18 protein-coding genes are annotated in these 16,861 nt (G+C 67.9%); 7 read left to right on the top strand and 11 right to left on the bottom strand.

Annotated elements, in window-relative coordinates; genetic code table 11:
* Positions 1-18 precede the first annotated feature (18 nt).
* The 4 genes from QFZ47_RS08410 to QFZ47_RS08395 form a co-directional block, all read right to left on the bottom strand.
* On the bottom strand, positions 19-636 hold the full coding sequence (locus tag QFZ47_RS08410) for a DUF4136 domain-containing protein (protein WP_307655212.1): 618 nt from the start codon (positions 634-636) through the stop codon (positions 19-21).
* 314 nt (positions 637-950) lie between these two features.
* Positions 951-1,886, bottom strand: coding sequence for a tRNA 2-thiocytidine(32) synthetase TtcA (ttcA, locus tag QFZ47_RS08405; protein ID WP_307655211.1), 936 nt, complete (start codon positions 1,884-1,886; stop codon positions 951-953).
* A 56-nt stretch (positions 1,887-1,942) separates the two neighbouring features.
* Positions 1,943-2,317, bottom strand: a complete 375-nt coding sequence (locus tag QFZ47_RS08400; protein ID WP_012746124.1) for a dihydroneopterin aldolase — start codon at positions 2,315-2,317, stop codon at positions 1,943-1,945.
* An 8-nt stretch (positions 2,318-2,325) separates the two neighbouring features.
* The gene (locus QFZ47_RS08395; protein WP_307655210.1) at positions 2,326-3,111 is read right to left on the bottom strand and encodes an SDR family oxidoreductase; all 786 of its coding nucleotides are present in this window, start codon (positions 3,109-3,111) and stop codon (positions 2,326-2,328) included.
* Between the two features lie 26 nt (positions 3,112-3,137).
* On the opposite strand from QFZ47_RS08395, the gene QFZ47_RS08390 reads away from it, so the two are divergent.
* Together QFZ47_RS08390 and QFZ47_RS08385 are read left to right on the top strand one after the other, a co-directional pair.
* Entirely contained in the window at positions 3,138-4,253 is a 1,116-nt protein-coding gene (locus QFZ47_RS08390) for a class I SAM-dependent methyltransferase (protein ID WP_307655209.1), read from the top strand.
* A gap of 65 nt (positions 4,254-4,318) precedes the next feature.
* Entirely contained in the window at positions 4,319-5,212 is an 894-nt protein-coding gene (locus tag QFZ47_RS08385; RefSeq protein WP_307655208.1) for a TauD/TfdA dioxygenase family protein, read from the top strand.
* A gap of 28 nt (positions 5,213-5,240) precedes the next feature.
* Here the strand turns inward: QFZ47_RS08385 and QFZ47_RS08380 are convergent, their stop codons facing one another.
* Positions 5,241-5,636 (bottom strand): DUF5329 family protein, encoded by a 396-nt coding sequence (locus tag QFZ47_RS08380; protein ID WP_307655207.1) that lies wholly within the window; start codon positions 5,634-5,636, stop codon positions 5,241-5,243.
* Between the two features lie 108 nt (positions 5,637-5,744).
* On the opposite strand from QFZ47_RS08380, the gene hisN reads away from it, so the two are divergent.
* The 3 genes from hisN to QFZ47_RS08365 are packed head-to-tail and all read left to right on the top strand — an operon-like array spanning position 5,745 to position 7,698.
* Positions 5,745-6,521 carry a histidinol-phosphatase gene (gene hisN, locus QFZ47_RS08375; RefSeq protein ID WP_307655206.1) on the top strand — a complete coding sequence of 259 codons (777 nt, stop codon included), beginning with the start codon at positions 5,745-5,747 and terminating at the stop codon, positions 6,519-6,521.
* 9 nt (positions 6,522-6,530) lie between these two features.
* The gene (locus tag QFZ47_RS08370) at positions 6,531-6,725 is read left to right on the top strand and encodes a DUF2905 domain-containing protein (protein ID WP_307655205.1); all 195 of its coding nucleotides are present in this window, start codon (positions 6,531-6,533) and stop codon (positions 6,723-6,725) included.
* Between the two features lie 46 nt (positions 6,726-6,771).
* A complete protein-coding gene (locus QFZ47_RS08365) occupies positions 6,772-7,698 on the top strand; it encodes an ROK family protein (RefSeq protein WP_307655204.1) in 927 nt (308 codons plus the stop codon).
* On the opposite strand, the gene QFZ47_RS08360 is transcribed toward QFZ47_RS08365, so the two are convergent.
* On the bottom strand, positions 7,671-9,218 hold the full coding sequence (locus QFZ47_RS08360) for an aminotransferase-like domain-containing protein (RefSeq protein ID WP_307655203.1): 1,548 nt from the start codon (positions 9,216-9,218) through the stop codon (positions 7,671-7,673). The two genes, QFZ47_RS08365 and QFZ47_RS08360, sit on opposite strands and share 28 nt — an antisense overlap.
* A 172-nt stretch (positions 9,219-9,390) precedes the next feature.
* On the opposite strand from QFZ47_RS08360, the gene QFZ47_RS08355 reads away from it, so the two are divergent.
* The gene (locus tag QFZ47_RS08355) at positions 9,391-9,726 is read left to right on the top strand and encodes a hypothetical protein (protein ID WP_307655202.1); all 336 of its coding nucleotides are present in this window, start codon (positions 9,391-9,393) and stop codon (positions 9,724-9,726) included.
* Positions 9,727-9,742: 16 nt separating this feature from the next.
* On the opposite strand, the gene otsA is transcribed toward QFZ47_RS08355, so the two are convergent.
* From otsA to QFZ47_RS08335, 4 genes are all read right to left on the bottom strand, one after another.
* A complete protein-coding gene (otsA, locus tag QFZ47_RS08350; RefSeq protein ID WP_307655201.1) occupies positions 9,743-11,128 on the bottom strand; it encodes an alpha,alpha-trehalose-phosphate synthase (UDP-forming) in 1,386 nt (461 codons plus the stop codon).
* Positions 11,129-11,201: 73 nt separating this feature from the next.
* On the bottom strand, positions 11,202-13,124 hold the full coding sequence (locus tag QFZ47_RS08345) for a glycoside hydrolase family 15 protein (protein WP_307655200.1): 1,923 nt from the start codon (positions 13,122-13,124) through the stop codon (positions 11,202-11,204).
* On the bottom strand, positions 13,121-13,906 hold the full coding sequence (otsB, locus tag QFZ47_RS08340) for a trehalose-phosphatase (RefSeq protein WP_307655199.1): 786 nt from the start codon (positions 13,904-13,906) through the stop codon (positions 13,121-13,123). Before otsB ends, QFZ47_RS08345 begins: the two co-directional genes overlap by 4 nt.
* A gap of 68 nt (positions 13,907-13,974) precedes the next feature.
* Positions 13,975-15,234 (bottom strand): multifunctional CCA addition/repair protein, encoded by a 1,260-nt coding sequence (locus QFZ47_RS08335; RefSeq protein ID WP_307655198.1) that lies wholly within the window; start codon positions 15,232-15,234, stop codon positions 13,975-13,977.
* A gap of 161 nt (positions 15,235-15,395) precedes the next feature.
* Here QFZ47_RS08335 and QFZ47_RS08330 point away from each other — a divergent pair, with 161 nt between their 5' ends.
* A complete protein-coding gene (locus QFZ47_RS08330; protein WP_307655197.1) occupies positions 15,396-16,121 on the top strand; it encodes an OmpW/AlkL family protein in 726 nt (241 codons plus the stop codon).
* A gap of 25 nt (positions 16,122-16,146) precedes the next feature.
* Here QFZ47_RS08330 and QFZ47_RS08325 read toward each other — a convergent pair whose 3' ends face one another.
* The gene (locus QFZ47_RS08325; RefSeq protein WP_307655196.1) at positions 16,147-16,830 is read right to left on the bottom strand and encodes a glutathione S-transferase family protein; all 684 of its coding nucleotides are present in this window, start codon (positions 16,828-16,830) and stop codon (positions 16,147-16,149) included.
* Between the last annotated feature and the right edge of the window lie 31 nt (positions 16,831-16,861).

Raw genomic sequence — 16,861 nt, 5'->3', positions numbered from 1 at the left:
CTGGATTCTAGAAGCGCGTCATTTCTTGGCCGCGGACAGCTCGATGTTCACCCGGCGCTCGCCCTGGGGCGGATTCGGAAAGCCCTGCAGCGCGGCCTGGAACATCACCGGCAGGATGGTCGCGCTGAGGTTGTACGGGCCGTCGTTGCGGGCCCGTGTTTCGTAGACCACGCGGTTCGAGCCGGTCTCCCGCAGCACGATGCTCACTTCGCGCTCGTACCAGGGGTTGGCCGCGGGCGGCATGAAGGCCGGGCCGCCGTACCAGCCGCCGCCATACCAGCGGCGTGGATAGCCGGGATAGCCGTAGCCATAGCCCCAGGGACCATCGAAGAGCCACGGATCGGCCCAGGGCGAGAGGCCCGCCGTGACGCGGGCGCCGATCTGCGCGCTGTACTGCGGCCTGGCATCGTCGCGGCGCAGGCCGACCTTGTCGAGTGCGGCGGCGGCCATGGCTTCGAGCGATTCCTGCCGCGCGGGGTCGGCCTGCTGCGATGGCAGGCGCTCGAAGCGGTAGGTGGCGCCGGGCGGCACCGTGCCAAGCGACGAAAAGCTTTTCACATCGCTGTCGACCACCCAGGAGGTGGCGCAGCCGCTCAGTGTTGCTATCAGAAGAAGAGCTGAAAACGCACGTTTCATGAGGATCTCCGGGCTAGGGCCTGTTCACACTGCTAACGGAGATCGCGTTGTTCGGCAAAGGGGCTGGCTGCAAGGCGCCCGTGCGCAGCAAGGCTTGCGCCTTGCAAGCGCGGGCAACGCCGCAGACGGCCCCTTTGCCGAACAACCCGGAGGGAAGGCATGCCAAAGCGGCCAACTCCGCGTTGCACTCCTTGCGTGTGCCGACGCACACGCGGCGTCGCGCGCCTTGACTTGTCCGCTTTGGCATGCCTTCGCGACTCCGTTAGCAGTGTGAACAGGCCCTAATCGGCCCAAAATTCCCCTGGGTTGCCCGCTCAGCCCTGAAGGATGCGCAGGGCTGCAGGTGCCTGGGAGAGCAGGTCGAAAGAGGGCGTGTCGAAGGCCTTGTCGCCGTCTTCGTCGGCCACGCCGGTCGCCTTCAGACCCTTGAAGTCGTGCCGCGTTCCGTCGAGCAGATGCGAAGGCACCACGTTCTGCAGCGCGGTGAACATGTTCTCCACGCGGCCGGGGTGCTTCCTGTCCCACTCGCGCAGCATCTCGCCGACCTGCTTGCGCTGCAGGTTTTCCTGGCTGCCGCAGAGCGTGCACGGAATGATCGGGAATTCGCGGTGCTGCGCCCAGCGCACCAGGTCTTTCTCGGCCACGTAGGCCAGCGGGCGGATCACGATGTGCCTGCCGTCGTCGCTCACCAGCTTGGGCGGCATGCTCTTGAGCTTGCCCGCGAAGAACATGTTGAGGAAGAAAGTCTGCAGCATGTCGTCGCGGTGGTGGCCGAGCGCGACCTTGGTGGCGCCCAGCTCGTCCGCCACGCGGTACAGGATGCCGCGGCGCAGCCGGCTGCACAGGCCGCAGGTGGTCTTGCCCTCGGGAATCACGCGCTTGACGATGCTGTAGGTGTCCTGGTTCTCGATGTGGAAGTCCACGCCCAGTTCGCTCAGGTACCTGGGCAGCACCTCTTCGGGAAAGCCGGGCTGCTTCTGGTCGAGGTTGACCGCGACGATGTCGAAATGAATGGGTGCGCGGGCCTTGAGCTTGAGCAGGATGTCCAGCATCGCGTAGCTGTCCTTCCCGCCCGAGACGCACACCATGACCTTGTCGCCTTCTTCGATCATGTTGTAGTCGACGATGGCGCGGCCGACCTCGCGGCACAGGCGCTTTTCGAGCTTGTGCGTCTCGCGCTCGATCTTCAGGGAATTGGCGGGGGTGGTGGCGCCGGCGACGGGCGCCTCGTCGATCCAGACGGCGTTCATGGGTGGGCTGCTTCGGTCAGGCAAATCGGGGGAGGAGGGCCCGATTTTGCCTTGGTTCACCATTCCCCGGCTTCCATGCGGATAGCCACCTCGCAGTCGTCGAAGATCTCGAGCTTGGCGATCTTCACCCGCACGCCGACCACGCCGGGCAGCTGCAGCAAGCGCTGCGCGAGCTTGCCGATGAGGGTTTCGAGCAGGTTCACATGCTCGGCCGTGCACTCGTCGATGATGATGCGGCGCACCTTGCGGTAGTCCAGCACGTGGTAGATGTCGTCGTCCTTCGGCAGCAGCGGCTGCGCGCCCAGGTGCAGCTCGGCATCGACCTGGATCGGCTGCGGCGCCGTCTTTTCCTGGTCGAGGATGCCCAGGTTGGCGTCGAAGCGCAGCCCCTGCAGGGTGAGTGTCTGGCGGCCGATCGGGTTGGAAGGCATGGTGGGGCTCACATCAGCGAGAAGTCGCGGTCGAATTTCATGAGGTGCTGGCCGCCGTCCACCACGAGCGTGGTGCCGGTGATCGATTGGTTCTCCAGCGCGAACTTCACCGTGGCCGCCACGTCGGCCGGCGTGGAAGAGCGGCCCAGCGGCGAGAGCGTGTGCAGCTTCGAGAACCTGTCTTCGTCCAGCATGTGGCTGGGCAGCGTGAGGCCGGGCGCCACGCCCACCACCCGCACGCGCGGCGCCAGCGCCAGCGCCAGCATGGGCGTGGCGGCCTCGAGCGCGGCCTTCGACAGCGTGTAGCTCAGGAAGTCGGGGTTGGGGTTCCAGAGCTTCTGGTCGAGCAGGTGCACCACCGCGCCCTGCGCATCGCGCAGCGCCAGGTGGTCGCGCAGCGCCTGCGCCAGCAGGATGGCCGCGCCGGTGTTGCTGCGCGCATGGCGCTCCATGAGCGCGTAGCTGAAGCTCGCGGCGTCGTCGTGCTCGAAGAGAGCCGCACTGTGGACCACGGCATCGACCCCGCCGAAGTGCGCCGCCACGCGCGGCAGCAGGGCGCGGGTGGCGCCTTCGTCGAGCAGGTCGGCCTCGAAGACTGCCGAGCTGCCCGCGAGGCCTGCGCAATCGGCCGCCGTTTGCTCGGCCTCGGCGCGCGAGCTGCGGTAGTGCACTGCCACCTGCCAGCCTCCCGCGGCCAGCGCCAGCGCAATTTCGCGGCCCAGGCGCCGGCCGGCACCCGTGACCAGGACGGTGCGGCGGGCCGGCGTAACAGGAGGAAGGGGCACTGTGCTCATGCGGGCAGAGAAGGGAGAATCGGCGGGTGACGACAAAAACGACCACGAACAGTTTACCCATCGCCCTCGATATCCTGATTGCCCGTTCGGTGGAACGCGCGGGCGGATGGATCGGCTTCGACCGCTTCATGGCGCTGGCCCTGTATGCGCCGGGGCTGGGCTATTACGCCAACAGCTCGGCCAAGTTCGGCCACATGCCCTCTTCGGGCAGCGACTTCGTGACGGCGCCGGAGCTCACGCCCATGTTCGGGCAGGCGCTCGCAGCGCAGGTGGCCGAGGCGCTCGCGAAGACCGGCACCGACACGGTCTGGGAGTTCGGCGCCGGCACCGGCGCGCTCGCGGTGCAGCTGCTGCACGCGCTCGACGAGATGGGCCGCGGCGACGTGCGCTACCGCATCGTCGACCTGTCCGGTACCTTGCGCGAGCGGCAGCAGCAGGCGCTGGTGCGCTACGCAGGGCGCGTCGAATGGCTTGGCGAACTTCCCGAGGCGATGCACGGCGTGGTGATCGGCAACGAGGTGCTCGACGCGATGCCGGTGCAGCTGCTGGCACGCGTGGGCGGCCGATGGTTCGAGCGCGGCGTGGTGCGCAATGCACGCGCCGACGGCTGGACCTGGGCCGACCGCGAGACCGCGCTGCGGCCGCCGTTCGAGGTGCCCGGCGAGCACGACTACCTGACCGAAATCCATCCGCAGGCCGAGGCCTTTGTCGCGACCCTGGCGGACCGCCTGAAGAAAGGCGCGGCCTTCTTCATCGACTATGGTTTTCCGGAGCGCGAGTACTACCACCCGCAGCGCCACATGGGCACCGTGATGTGCCACCGCGCACACCAGGCCGACGGCGATCCGCTGTCCGACGTGGGCTACAAGGACATCACGGCGCACGTCAATTTCACCGGCATCGCGCTCGCGGGGCAGGAAGCCGGGCTCGAGGTGCTGGGCTACACCAGCCAGGCGCGCTTTCTGCTGAACTGCGGGCTGCTGGAGAGGATGGGGCAGGGCAGCACTGCCGAGAGGGGAATGGCAGCCCGGCTCATTCACGAGCATGAAATGGGGGAGCTGTTCAAGGTGGTGGGGTTTGCGGTGGGAGAAGGGTGGGAGGCGATGGGGTTTGCGGAGGGGGATCGGAGTCATACGCTTTGACAGAGTCATAAGCTAGCAACAAAGAGTTCGTTGGGAAACGGCACCCCTGAACCTACATTCGCGGCATGACAGCCGTTCTTCCCCGCGTGGCCAGGCCCGCCGCGCAGCAGCACTTCGAAGTGCGCCCCTTCGACGCCCCCGTAGGCGCCGAGATCGTCGGCCTCGACATCTCCAAGCCCATCAACGACGAAGATTTCGCACGCATCCACCGCGCGCATCTCGACCACCACGTGCTGGTGTTCCGCGACCAGCAGATCAGTCCGCAAGAACACATCGATTTCAGCCGCCGCTTCGGCCCGCTCGAAATCCATGTGCTGCACCAGTTCCACCTGAAGAACCATCCCGAGATCCTGATCGTCTCCAACATCAAGGAGAACGGCGAGCCCATCGGCCTGGGCGATGCGGGCGTCTACTGGCACTCCGATATCTCGTACAAGCCCAAGCCCAGCCTGGGCTCGCTGCTCCACGCGCAGGAGCTGCCGAGCGAAGGCGGCGACACGCTGTTCGCAGACCAGCACCTCGCCTGGGAGTCGCTCCGCCCTGAACTGCAGCAGCGCATCCTGCCGCTCAAGGCCGAGCACAGCTACCTCGCCAAGTACGAAGAGCTGCGCGCGAAGAACCCGTGGCGGCCGAAGCTCTCGCAGGAGCAGATCGACCAGGTCACGCCCGCCGTGCAGCCGGTGGTGCGCACGCATCCCGAAACCGGCCGCAAGGCGCTGTTCGTCAGCGAGCATTTCACGACGCGCATCGTCGGCCTGCCGCAGCAGGAAAGCGACGCGCTGCTGGCCGAACTGTTCGCTCACAGCGTGAAGCCCGGGTTCGTGTACCGCCATCAGTGGGCGCCGCACGACCTGGTGTTCTGGGACAACCGCTCGCTGATGCACCTGGCGGCCGGCACGCCCGATCACCTGCGGCGCCGCTTGAACCGCACCACCATCGTGGGTGACACGCCCTTCTGATTGCTTGCTTCCCCGAGGGCAGCCCGGTTCAACCGGCTCCGGCCCTGCCGCCGCCCCGGCGCAGCGCGCGCAGTTCGGCATTGAGGAATTCGTTGGCATCTCGCATCGAGCCGTTCGACATCTTGACCTTGTAGGCCTTGCCCGTCACTTCCGAACGGGAGGCGCAGCGGTCGATGAAGTCTTCCGCCGTGGCGATCTCGTCCTTGAAGTGATCGAACTTGGCTTGCATGTGCTTGGCGGCCTCGGCTGCGTCGTGTTCCTTGCCGTTGCGCATGAAGGTCATCGACGACATCTTCGAGACGCGCAGGATCAGCGTGTCGATGAGCTTTTGCTCCGACGCGGAAGGGGTGGCCTGGGCCATTGCGGCCGCAAGGCCGAGCACAAGCGCCAGCAGCGCGGTACGCAGAAATCGGAATGGAGCCATTCGGTCGAGCGGGCAGTTTCCGGACCATGCTAGAGCGATGGCCCCGCGCATGTCAAACCGGAGCCGGCTCGGGTCTAATTGCAGGTTTTGGCACCTGTCCATTTCTTCATGAGCTCCCCAGCCTCCGATCTCCTGTCGATTGCCAATGCGCTGGCCGATGCGGCCGCCGCGCATTCGATGCGCCATTTCCGCACGCCGCTCGACATCATCACCAAGGCCGACGAGAGCCCCGTCACGCTGGCGGACCGCGCCGCCGAGACGGCCATGCGCGAGATCCTGGCCGTGCGCGCTGCGGCGGACGGCATCTTCGGCGAGGAGCACGGCCTCGAACGGCTCGACGCCGAGCGCGTCTGGGTGCTCGACCCGATCGACGGCACGCGCAGCTTCATCACCGGATCGCCGCTCTGGGGCACGCTGATCGGCCTGCTGCAGGGCTCGCGCGTGGTGCTGGGCATGATCGACATGCCGGTGCTCAAGGAGCGCTGGATCGGCCAGGCCGGCCAGGGCGCCACGCGCGACGGCCAGCCGGTGCACGCGAGCGGCTGCACCGAAATGGCCAGGGCGCGCATCGTCACCACCTCGCCCGACATCTTCGCGCCGGCCGACTGGCAGGCTTTCGACCGCCTCAGCCGGCAGTGCGCGATGCGGCGCTTCGGCGGCGACTGCTACGGCTACGCCCAGCTGGCAGGCGGCACCATCGACCTGGTGGTGGAAACCGGGCTGCAGCCCTACGACTACCTGGGCCCGGCGGGCGTGATCGAGGCCGCGGGCGGCGTTATCACCGACTGGCAGGGCCAGCCGCTGGGGCTCGAGTCCGATGGCCGGGTGATTGCGGCCGCAACGCCCGAACTTCACCGACAAGCCATGGCCATCCTTGCGGCCTAGACTGTTCCCATGATCCGCTGGCTGATCGTCGTCGTCCTTGCCCTGGTGCTCATGAGCGGCCTCACGGCCTGGCTGCGCCGGTTCGGCTTCGGGCGGCTGCCTGGCGATTTCGAATTCCGCGCTTTCGGCCGCGACTGGCAGCTGCCGATCTCGAGCACCCTGGTGCTCAGCATGATCGCGGCGCTGGTGGCGCGCTTCGTCTAGCGCCATCGATGACGAGCCAAGAGAACCAACAGAGAAGAACCACGCGATGAGAGCCTGCGTTGACATCGGCGGCACCAAGGTGGCCGTGAGCCTTTCCCCTTCGAGCGATGCGCCGCTGGCCGGCCGCCGCAGCGAGCCGACCGCCAAGACCGGCGACAACGACGCCGTGGCGGTGCAGATCATGCGCATGATCGACGAGGTCTGCGCCGAGCAGGGCATCGCTCCCGCCGACATCGACCGCGTGGGCGTCTCGTCCACCGGCCCCTTCGAACTGCGCGACGGCATGGTGGAACTGGCCACGCCCAATATCTGCGGCGGCATTGCCGGACCGGCGCGCGGCCTGCCCAACAGCTGGATGACGGCGATCATCGAAGCCCCGCTGGCCCGGCGCTTCGGCCGCGTGCGGGTCGAGAACGACGCCGTGGCCGCGCTCGAGGCCGAGCGCCACTGGGGCGCGCTGCAGGGCCTGGACCACTGCGCCTACGTCACCTGGAGCACCGGCGTGGGCGTGGGCCTGTGCGTGGACGGCCGTGCGCTGCGCGGCAAGAACGGCAATGCCGGCCATGCGGGCCACAGCTTTGTGGTGGACGACGCCAGCGGCGCGCTCTGCGGCTGCGGCAACCTCGGCGACGTGGAGGCGCTGGTGGCGGGCAACTCGATCGCGCGCCGCTTCGGGCAGCCCGCGCCCGACCTGTTCTCGGCCGCCTCGGGCGGTGAGCCGCACGCCATCGAGATCGTCGATGCGCTGTGCCGCGTGATGGGCCGGATGATCTACAACCTGATTGCCACGCTCGACCTCCAGCGCATCAGCCTGGGCGGCAGCGTGTTCTGGCACCACCGCGATTTTCTGCTGCCGCGGCTGCAGGCGCAGGTCGACGGCAAGCTCAAGCCGCTCACGCGCGGCGTGCTGCTGGTGCCCGCGGGGCTCGGCGAAAAGGTCGGCGACTACGCCGCTCTGGCACTGCTGGACTGACTCCGGCGCGCCTCGGGCGGCCGGGCGGGAGCCGGGGGCGATGCCGGCCGCATGGGCTGCGCCGCAGCCGCTCCGGCGCCGCGGCTCATCAGTGCCTCGACGATCTGGCCCAGCCGGCGCAGGCCCGTGTCGACCTCCTCGCCATAGGGCCAGCCGCAGTTGATGCGCAGGTAGTGATCGAAGCGCGAGGAGTTGGAGAACAGCGTGCCGGGCGCCACCACGATCCGCTCCGCGAGCGCCGCATCGAAGACCCGCGATGACGACAGGCGCTCGGGCAGCTCGACCCACAGCTGCAGCCCGCCGGGCGGCAGGTTGATGCGCGTGCCCGTTGGAAAGTAGCCGGCGATCGCATCGGCGGTCTGCTCGCGCTGCGTCTTCAGGCAGCTGCGCAAGTGGCGCAGATGGCGGTCGTAGGCGCCGGTGGCCATGAACAGGCCGGCCCCGCTTTGCGACAGGCCCTCGTTGTTGCGGGTCTGCGCGTACTTGAGCATCTCCACCCGCGCGTGCCAGCGGCCGGCCGTGATCCAGCCCAGCCGCAGGCCGGGCGCAAGGATCTTGTGCAGCGAGGCGCAATGGATCACATTGCCGCTGGCATCCCAGGACTTGAGGGCGCGCGGCGGCGTCGGGGCATCGACGAGCTCGCTGTAGGTGTCGTCCTCGATCAGCGGAATCTCATGCCGCTCGCACAGCTGCGCAAGCCGCGCCTTGTGGGCATCGGGCATCACGCTGCCCAGCGGGTTCTGCAGGTGCGGCACCACCACCACGGCCTTGATGTTGTCGTAGGTGCGGATCGCGAGCTCCAGCGCCTCGATGGAGAGGCCGGTCTGCGGGCTGGTCGGGATCTCCAGCGCGCGCATGCCCAGGCTCTCGAGCACCTGCAGCAGGCCGTAGAAGGTGGGCGACTCCACCGCCACCGTGTCGCCTGGCTGCGCCACGGCGCGCAGCGCGAGGTTGAGCGCCTCGATGCAGCCGTTGGTGACCAGGATGTCTTCCGGCGAGATCGCCATGCCCACGCGCAGGCTGCGCTGCGCGAGCACCTCGCGGAACTGGCGATGGCCCTTGAGCGGCGCCGCGACCGTCAGCATGTCCGGCTGCTGGCGCAGCATGCGCGTCATCGCATTGCGCAGCGCCTCGGCCGGATACAGCTCCGGTGCGCCGCGCGCGATCGAAAGGTTGAGCTTCTCGGAGAGCTGCCGCCGGCGCGCCACGAAGTCCGACACCTTGGCATGGATGCCCACGTACTGCGCCGGGTCGGGTGGCACGCCGGCCGCGGGCTCTTCGATCGGCGCAATCGCCAGCCGCCGTGGCCGGCGCACGAAGTAGCCCGAGCGGTCACGCGCCTCGACCCAGCCGTCGCTTTCCATCGTGCGGCACAGCTGCAGCGCGGTCGACAGGCTGATGCCGTGCAGGCGCATGAGGCTGCGCAGCGAAGGCAGCTTGTCGCCCTGCTTGAGCGAGCCGGTGTGAATCGCGTCCACGTAGTGCGCGGCAAGCTGGCGATAGAGCGGTAGCGAATCCATGGCCTCAATGCTCTCCCTGTCGCGCATCCAAAAACAGATGCAGTTGCGAAGGAAAACGACCATAACAGATGCGCCGCGATCACCGCTGTTCCGGTGCGAATCGCTTGGGCGTGTGCCTGTTTTCCGGGCGCGCGAATTCCTACGATGAGTGCACCAACTCCCGAAGGCGCCCATGTCCCCCCTCACTCTCGACCGACTGCCCGATACCGTCGTCCTGCAACCGGGCGAGGCCCTGCGCGCAGCACTCGATCCCGCCACCTGGCTCGAGATGCTGGAAGGCCGGGCGCTGCTCGCGTCGCCGCCCTCATGGTTCGGCGACACGGTGTTCACCGCGAAGACCGTGCTGAACGAGGGCGACGTGCATCGCCTGGAACGCGGCGGCTGGATCGAACTGTCGGCGCTGGCGCCGGTGCGGCTGCGCGTGCACGCGCCGCAGCAGTCACCGGCGGCACGGCCCGCCGAGCCCCGGCCGGTGATGCGGCTGGTGCGGCTGTTGACCGGAAGCTGAGCGGGCGGCGGCCTGGCTAGCGCTGGCTCGCGGCATGGCGCAGCGCCTCGAGAAAGCCGCGCCGCCACCAATGGATGTCCTGCTCGCGGATGCGCGACAGCAGCTTCTGGTGCCGCTCGCGCCGCTCCTCGAGTGGCATCTGCAGCGCCTGCTGCACGGTCTCGGCCGTGCCGTGCGTGTCGTACGGATTCACCAGCAGCGCTTCCTTCAGCTGCTCGGCCGCGCCGGCGAAGCGCGACAGCACCAGCACGCCCGGGTCGGCCGGGTCCTGCGCCGCGATGTACTCCTTGGCGACCAGGTTCATGCCGTCGCGCAGCGGCGTCACCAGCCCGACCGCGGCCGCGCGGCACAGCCCCGGCACGCGCTTGCGCGCCACCATGCGGTGGATGTAGCGCACCGGCATCCAGTCGAGTTCGCCGTAATCGCCGTTGATGGCGCCGCACAGCGATTCGAGCTCGCGCCGGATGTCGCCATAGGCATCGACGGTTTCGCGCGTGGGCGAGGCGATCTGGATCAGCGTGGCGCTGCGGCGGTTCTCCGGATAGTTGGCGAGCAGCTCGCGAAAGGCACGCACGCGCTGGGGAATGCCCTTGGAGTAGTCGAGCCGGTCGATGCCCAGCAGCAGCCGGCGCTGCGAGTACTCGCGCTTCATGGTCTCGAACATGTCGCGCGACTCCTTCGCATGCGTGAGCGCCGCGAACTCGTCGACGTCGATGCCGATCGGAAAGGCGCTGCAACGCACCGTCTGGCCGTAGGCGCGGTACATCTCGTCGCCGAGGTATTCGCCATGCGCCTCGTTGCGCACGTAGTGCTCGAAATGCTGCACGTCCTGCTGCGCCTGGAAGCCGATCAGGTCGTAGGCGAACAGCGAGCGCATGAGCCATTCGTGCTGCGGAACGGCCGCGATGATGATCTGTGGCGGCAGCGGAATGTGCAGGAAGAAGCCGATGCGCTGCCTGCAGCCCATGCCGCGCAGCTCGGCCGCCAGCGGCATCAGGTGGTAGTCGTGGATCCAGATGACGTCGTCGTCCTTCAGCATCGGCTTGAGCTTGCGTGCGAACAGCTGGTTCACGCGCCGGTAGCCGCCGATGAAGCCGGCGTCGAAGTGGGCGAGGTCGAGGCGGTTGTGGAACACCGGCCACAGCACGTCGTTGCTGTAGCCCAGGTAGTAGCTGTCGTGATCCTCGCGGCTCAGGTCGATGGTGGCGAGCGTGACCTTCCCGGCCTGCTGCATGTGCAGCTCGCCTTCGCCCGTGGGGCCGTTCTCGACGATCTGGCCGCTCCAGCCGAACCACAGGCCGCCGCTTTGCTGCAGGCTCTCGCCGAGCGCCACGGCCAGGCCGCCGGCCGCAGGCTTGCGCGGGTCGGCCACGCGGTTGGAGACAACGACAAGCCGGCTCATTGGTGCACCCCTGGCGCTGCGCGCCTCCCCGCCGAGCGGGGGCGAGCTTGCTTGGGGCGGCCCGGCGCGGCGCTCATATGCACGAATCCCAAGGCGCCGACAGCCGCACCGCCGCATTGATGATGCCGACCATCGAGTACGTCTGCGGAAAGTTGCCCCACATCTCGCCCGTGACGGGGTGCGTGTCTTCCGAGAGCAGGCCGAGCGGGTTGCGCGCCGCCAGCATGGTCTCGAAGATCTGGCGCGCCTCGGCCTTGCGGCCGATCTTGGCGAGCGCGTCGATGCGCCAGAAGGTGCAGATGTTGAAGGCGGTCTCGGGTTTGCCGAAATCGTCGGCCGCTTCGTAGCGGCGCATGTAGGGGCCGTCGCAGAGCGACTTTTCCATGGCGTCGACGGTGGAGATGAAGCGCGGGTCGCGCGCGTCGATCAGTCCCACCTCCACCATCAGCAGGATGCTGGCGTCGAGCTCATGGCCGCCGAAGCTTTCGGCAAAGGCCTGGCGCTCCTCGCACCACGACTTGGCCAAAATTTCTTCCTTCATGCGCGCGGCGTGGCCGTGCCAGTAGGCGGCGCGTTCGGGCAGCGCCAGCGCGCGCGCGATCTTGGCGAGCCGGTCGCAGGCGGCCCAGCTCATGAGCGCCGAGCTGGTGTGCACACGGGCGCGGGTGCGCAGCTCCCACATGCCGGCGTCGGGCGTGCCGTACACGCGGACGGCCTGCTCGCCCACCGCCTCGAGGTGCGGAAACTCGGCCACGCCCGCACGGGCGAGCAGCCGGTGGTCATGGAAGGCCTGCGCCGCGCCGAGCACGATGTTGCCGTAGACGTCGTGCTGGAAGTGCTCCTGCGCCTGGTTGCCCACGCGCACCGGCCCCATGCCGCGGTAGCCCTGCAGGTTGTCGACCATCGATTCGGGCAGTTCGCGTTCCAGCCCGATGCCGTAGAGCGGCTGGATGTGCTCGCCGTGCGAGCCGATCACCACGTTGCCGAGCCAGCGCAGATAGTCTTCCATGGTGCCGACCTCGCTCAGCGAGTTGAGCGCGCGCACCACGAAGAAGGCATCGCGCAGCCAGCAGTAGCGGTAGTCCCAGTTGCGCTGGCTGCCCGGCGCCTCGGGAATGCTCGTGGTCATGGCGGCGACGATGGCGCCGGTATCTTCGTAGAGCGAGAGCTTGAGCGTGATGGCCGCGCGGATCACCGCGTCCTGGTATTCGAACGGAATCGCGAGCCGCTTGCTCCAGGTGCGCCAGTAGGAGATGGTTTCCTGCTCGAAGCTGCGCGCGGTGTCGGCAATGCCCTCGAGCAGGGTTTCGTCGACGCCGAACATGAAGTTGTATTCGCGCGAAAGCACGAAAGGCTGGCGCGAAAGAATGTGCGAGATCGATGCGTCGGTGTTGAGCCGCAGCGTCACGTCCGGCCCCACGTAGCGGATGTGGTTGCTGCCGCGCGTGACCTCCAGCGGCGCCGAGGCGCCCCACTGGAAGCGTGGATCGAGCGCCACGCGGATGCGCGGCGCGCCGGCAATCGGGCGCACGCGGCGCACCATCATCAGCGGTCGGAAGTAGCGCGAGCGGCTGTAGAAGCGCGGCGCAAAGTCGGTGATCTCGATGCCCTGGCCGGCGCTGTCGAACAGCTGCGTGCGCAGCACCGCGGTATTGGGTTCGTACCACTGCTTGCTGGAGGCGAAGTCCTCGATCTCGATGGCCCAGGCGCCGGCATCCTCGCCCGGGTGCAGCAGCGCATTGAAGACTGGATCGCCGTCGAAGCGCGGCAGGCAGCACCACACGGCGCGCCCGCGTGCATCGATGAGCGCGCTGTAGGCGCAGTTGCCGATCACGCCGACGTTGAGCGAAGGCTCGGCCGGCGCCCCGAAGCCGCGCGGCACGGCCGATGCCGCAGCGTGCGGATCGACCGGCGCCTGGTCGGCCGGCCCGGCCGCGCCGGAAAGGGAGATGCCCGCGCGGTCCTCGGGTGCCTTCGACAGTTGCAGCTCGCTCATCCGTCGCTCCTCGGGGATTCGCCGTTTTTCTTGTGGGCCGGCGCGGCCAGCTGGTCGCGCAGCTGCACCAGCCATTCGTAGACCGCGCGCGGCGATTCGAGCCGGTGCAGCGCCAGGCTCGGGCCCGAGCCGACCTTGATGCCGACGCCGCCGCGCGGCTGCACCACCGCGAAGCCGCTCTCGTCGGTGGTGTCGTCGCCGGCAAAGACCGGCAGGCGCCCCGCGAACGGAGCCTCGTTCATGAAGGCCTCGATGGCAAGACCCTTGTTGACTCCGACGGGCTTGACCTCGAACACGAACTTGCCGTGCAGGAGTTCGAGCAGCGGCCGGCCCGTGATGGCGCGCGACATGGCATCGCGGCACACGGCTTCCAGCTGCGGTGCGAGCCGATAGTGCAGCGCGATGGCCGCATGCTTGCGCTCCACCAGCAGGCCTTCATGCACCCGGGCCAGTTCGTTGGCAACGTCCAGGATGGGCACGAGGTCGGGCGCGTGCTGCTCCTGCATGCGGCCCTGCGAGTCGCGCCGCTGCACGCCGTGCTCGCCGGCGGCAGGCAGGCGCAGCGGCGCAAGGAAGCGGTCGATGGCATCGATCTGGCGGCCCGACACCACGGCCAGCGCGCCGCCGAGCTGTTCGCGCAGGTCTTCGAGCAGTGCCACCAGGGCAGAAGGAATCTCGATCGCCTCGGGAGTGGGTGCGAGCGCGACCAGCGTGCCGTCGAAGTCGAGAAAGAGGGCGGTATCTCGGCCCAACGGAGGAGGCAACTGGGAAGACATTGGCATCGGTGAAAACCATAACACGGGCCTGGCATTTCCCGTGTCGGCCAAAGTCGGACGTCTGCGGCGGGGCTTCAGCCCAGCGATGCCGCCACGGCCTCGATGCGTGCGCGATGGATCGCCTCGCCGATCTGCGGTCCCGCGGCACCGGATTGCTGCGCCGCGCTTGCCACGGCATCGGTGGGCACGCCGGCCGCCGTGGCCAGCACCCCGAGCAGCCGTTCGCGCTGCGGGTAGGGCCGGTCTTCGAAGCCGAGCCGGCCGCGGGCATCGCACTCGCACGCCAGCAGCACGTCGGCAAAGCGCGCCGGCTTGCGAAACGCATCGCAGCGCTCCAGCAGGCGCACCAGCGCCGCCGGCGCGAGCTCGCCGCTGCGGTGGATGTTGCCGTGCTCGCGTGCCACCACCTCGGCCAGTTCGCGGATCTCGACCGGCACGCGCCAGCGATCGCACACCGCGCGCAGCAGTTCGGCGCTGCGCTTCTCGTGGCCGATGTGGCGCGGCAGCAGCTCGGGCTCGGTCGTGCCCTTGCCGAGGTCGTGCATCAGGCAGGCGAAGCGCACCGGCAGCGAAGCCTGCAGCCTGGCGCTGGTGTCGATGACCATCATCAGGTGCACGCCGCTGTCCACTTCGGGATGATGGGCCTCGGGCTGCGGCACGCCCCAGAGCCGGTCGACCTCGGGCAGCAGCACCGCCAGCGCCCCGCAGGCGCGCAGCACCTCGAACATGCGCGACGGGCGGGTTTCCATGAGCCCGCGCGCCAGCTCCTGCCAGACGCGCTCGGGCACCAGCGCATCGGCTTCGCCGGCTTCGACCATCTCGCGCATCAGGGCCATGGTTTCGGGCGCGACGGAAAAATCGTCGAAGCGCGCCGCGAAGCGCGCCACCCGCAGGATGCGCACCGGGTCTTCGCGAAAGGCATCGGTGACATGGCGCAGCAGCCGTTGCTGAAGGTCGCGCCGGCCGTGGAAGGGGTCGGCGAGCTTGTCGGCGTCGGGCTCGAAGCGGCCGTCGGCATCCACGAACTCCGCCGGCAGCGCGATGGCGTTGACCGTGAGGTCGCGTCGCGCCAGGTCCTGCTCGAGCGTGACGTCGGGCGAGGCGTGCACGGTGAAGCCGCGGTAGCCCGGCGCGCTCTTGCGTTCGGTGCGGGCCAGCGCGTATTCCTCGCGGGTCTGCGGGTGCAGGAACACCGGAAAGTCGCGCCCCACGGGCAGGTAGCCGCGCGCCGCCATTTCCTCGGGCGTGGCGCCCACCACGAGCCAGTCGTGGTCCGACACCGGCCGCCCGAGCAGCCGGTCGCGTAGCGCGCCGCCGACGAGATAGGTTTTCATGGCACCAGTGTAGGGATTACTCCAGTTGGAAAAAATAGAACGACCGTTCGATAATTTCCTGGCAAATCGAATGATCGTTCGCGGATTTGCCCGAAAAGCAGCCGCTGTTGCAGTGGAGGCCACGCGCTGCAGATTTTTAAACCAAAAGGAGTAATCACGTCATGAAGAAAACAATGCTCGCGCTGACGGCAATGGGCGCGCTGGCATCCGGGAGCGCATGGGCGCAAAACGCTGGAGACTGGGTTGTCGGCGCGGGTTGGCTTCATTTCGCGCCGCAGGATTCGAGCAAGCCGCTCACGCTGACGGCACCGGTGCGCAGCGTGCTGGCCGGTTCCGGCGCGTCGATCAAGGATTCAGACACGCTGGGCCTGAGTGCCGTTTATTTTGTCGACAGCCACTGGGCTGTCGAGGGCGTGTTCGGCATTCCGCCGAAGTTCAAGCTCAACGGCACCGGCACGCTGGCGCGCGTGGGCGAACTCGGTGAAGCGCGCCAATGGAGCCCCACCATCCTCGGCAAGTATTACTTCAACGAGGGCAATGCCGCACTGCGTCCGTTCGTGGGCCTGGGAGCGACCTATGTCTGGTACAGCGACATCCAGCTGACGCCGGGGCTCCAGGGCGCGCTGGGCAGCCAGCTGCGCCAGCGGCCGCTTTCCACCTCGACCACCGCCAAGCTCGACAGCTCGTTCGCGCCCGTGCTCAACGCCGGCGTGGCCTACCAGATCGACAAGCACTGGGGCGTGTCGTTCTCGGTCTCCTACATTCCGCTCAAGACCAAGGCCAAGCTCACGACCACCACGATCACCGGCCTGCCGGTTGCCACCAGCGAGGCCCGGCTCAAGCTGAATCCGATCGTGACCTATCTTTCGGCGACCTACCGCTTCTAAAAGAGGCGCCTGGACCCGAAGAGCCTCAGCGCCCCGTGCGGTAGGGCTCTTCGAACGCCAGGAAGTCCTTCTCGGCCAGGGCATCGTCGATCCATGCCTTGACGCCGGGCAGGGCCTGCACGCGTTCGATGTAGGCGGTGATGGCCGGCGGCACCGGCAGTCCATAGGTCTTGATGCGCGTGCCCACCGGTGCAAAGTAGCTGTCGGCAATGCTGAATTCGCCGAACAGCAGGGGGCCACCATGGGCATCGAGCAGGCCGCTCCACATCTGCACGATGCGGTCGATCTCGCCTTGCAGGCCGGGATCGTCTTTCAGGAGCCGTGTGCCGACGTCGGCCAGCGATGCCTCGATGTTCATGCCGCAAATATTGCGCAGGCTGCTGAAGCCCGCGTGCATTTCGGCGCAGATGCTGCGCGCGCGGGCCCGGTCGGCCGCGGCGCGGGGCCAGAGTTGCTTCTCGGGAAAGGTCTCGGCCAGGTATTCGGCAATGGCGAGCGTGTCCCACACCACCAGGTCGCCATCGACCAGCACCGGCACCTTGGCCACCGGGTTGAGCGCGCCGATGGTGTTCTTGAACTGCGAATTGGCGTCGAACGAATCGAAGCGCACCATCACCTCTTCGAACGGGATGCCGGCCTGCTTCATGAGCACCCAGGGCCGCATGGACCAGGACGAGTAATTCTTGTTGCCGATGTAGAGCTTGCGCATGGTGCGATCCTGCGGTTGGGACGAGAGAGAA

Source organism: Variovorax paradoxus (assembly GCF_030815975.1).
GTDB classification, from domain to species: domain Bacteria; phylum Pseudomonadota; class Gammaproteobacteria; order Burkholderiales; family Burkholderiaceae_C; genus Variovorax; species Variovorax paradoxus_N.
Note: the sequence above shows the minus strand (reverse complement) of the source record. Positions and strands in the feature narration are given on the sequence as shown.

Excerpts from the sequence above, each read along its gene's own strand:
- QFZ47_RS08410 (WP_307655212.1), bottom strand. The coding sequence starts at position 636 with ATGAAACGTGCGTTTTCAGCTCTTCTTCTGATAGCAACACTGAGCGGC.
- ttcA (WP_307655211.1), bottom strand. The coding sequence starts at position 1,886 with ATGAACGCCGTCTGGATCGACGAGGCGCCCGTCGCCGGCGCCACCACC.
- QFZ47_RS08400 (WP_012746124.1), bottom strand. The coding sequence starts at position 2,317 with ATGCCTTCCAACCCGATCGGCCGCCAGACACTCACCCTGCAGGGGCTG.
- QFZ47_RS08395 (WP_307655210.1), bottom strand. The coding sequence starts at position 3,111 with ATGAGCACAGTGCCCCTTCCTCCTGTTACGCCGGCCCGCCGCACCGTC.
- QFZ47_RS08385 (WP_307655208.1), top strand. The coding sequence starts at position 4,319 with ATGACAGCCGTTCTTCCCCGCGTGGCCAGGCCCGCCGCGCAGCAGCAC.
- QFZ47_RS08380 (WP_307655207.1), bottom strand. The coding sequence starts at position 5,636 with ATGGCTCCATTCCGATTTCTGCGTACCGCGCTGCTGGCGCTTGTGCTC.
- hisN (WP_307655206.1), top strand. The coding sequence starts at position 5,745 with ATGAGCTCCCCAGCCTCCGATCTCCTGTCGATTGCCAATGCGCTGGCC.
- QFZ47_RS08370 (WP_307655205.1), top strand. The coding sequence starts at position 6,531 with ATGATCCGCTGGCTGATCGTCGTCGTCCTTGCCCTGGTGCTCATGAGC.
- QFZ47_RS08365 (WP_307655204.1), top strand. The coding sequence starts at position 6,772 with ATGAGAGCCTGCGTTGACATCGGCGGCACCAAGGTGGCCGTGAGCCTT.
- QFZ47_RS08360 (WP_307655203.1), bottom strand. The coding sequence starts at position 9,218 with ATGGATTCGCTACCGCTCTATCGCCAGCTTGCCGCGCACTACGTGGAC.
- QFZ47_RS08355 (WP_307655202.1), top strand. The coding sequence starts at position 9,391 with ATGTCCCCCCTCACTCTCGACCGACTGCCCGATACCGTCGTCCTGCAA.
- otsA (WP_307655201.1), bottom strand. The coding sequence starts at position 11,128 with ATGAGCCGGCTTGTCGTTGTCTCCAACCGCGTGGCCGACCCGCGCAAG.
- QFZ47_RS08345 (WP_307655200.1), bottom strand. The coding sequence starts at position 13,124 with ATGAGCGAGCTGCAACTGTCGAAGGCACCCGAGGACCGCGCGGGCATC.
- otsB (WP_307655199.1), bottom strand. The coding sequence starts at position 13,906 with ATGCCAATGTCTTCCCAGTTGCCTCCTCCGTTGGGCCGAGATACCGCC.
- QFZ47_RS08335 (WP_307655198.1), bottom strand. The coding sequence starts at position 15,234 with ATGAAAACCTATCTCGTCGGCGGCGCGCTACGCGACCGGCTGCTCGGG.
- QFZ47_RS08330 (WP_307655197.1), top strand. The coding sequence starts at position 15,396 with ATGAAGAAAACAATGCTCGCGCTGACGGCAATGGGCGCGCTGGCATCC.
- QFZ47_RS08325 (WP_307655196.1), bottom strand. The coding sequence starts at position 16,830 with ATGCGCAAGCTCTACATCGGCAACAAGAATTACTCGTCCTGGTCCATG.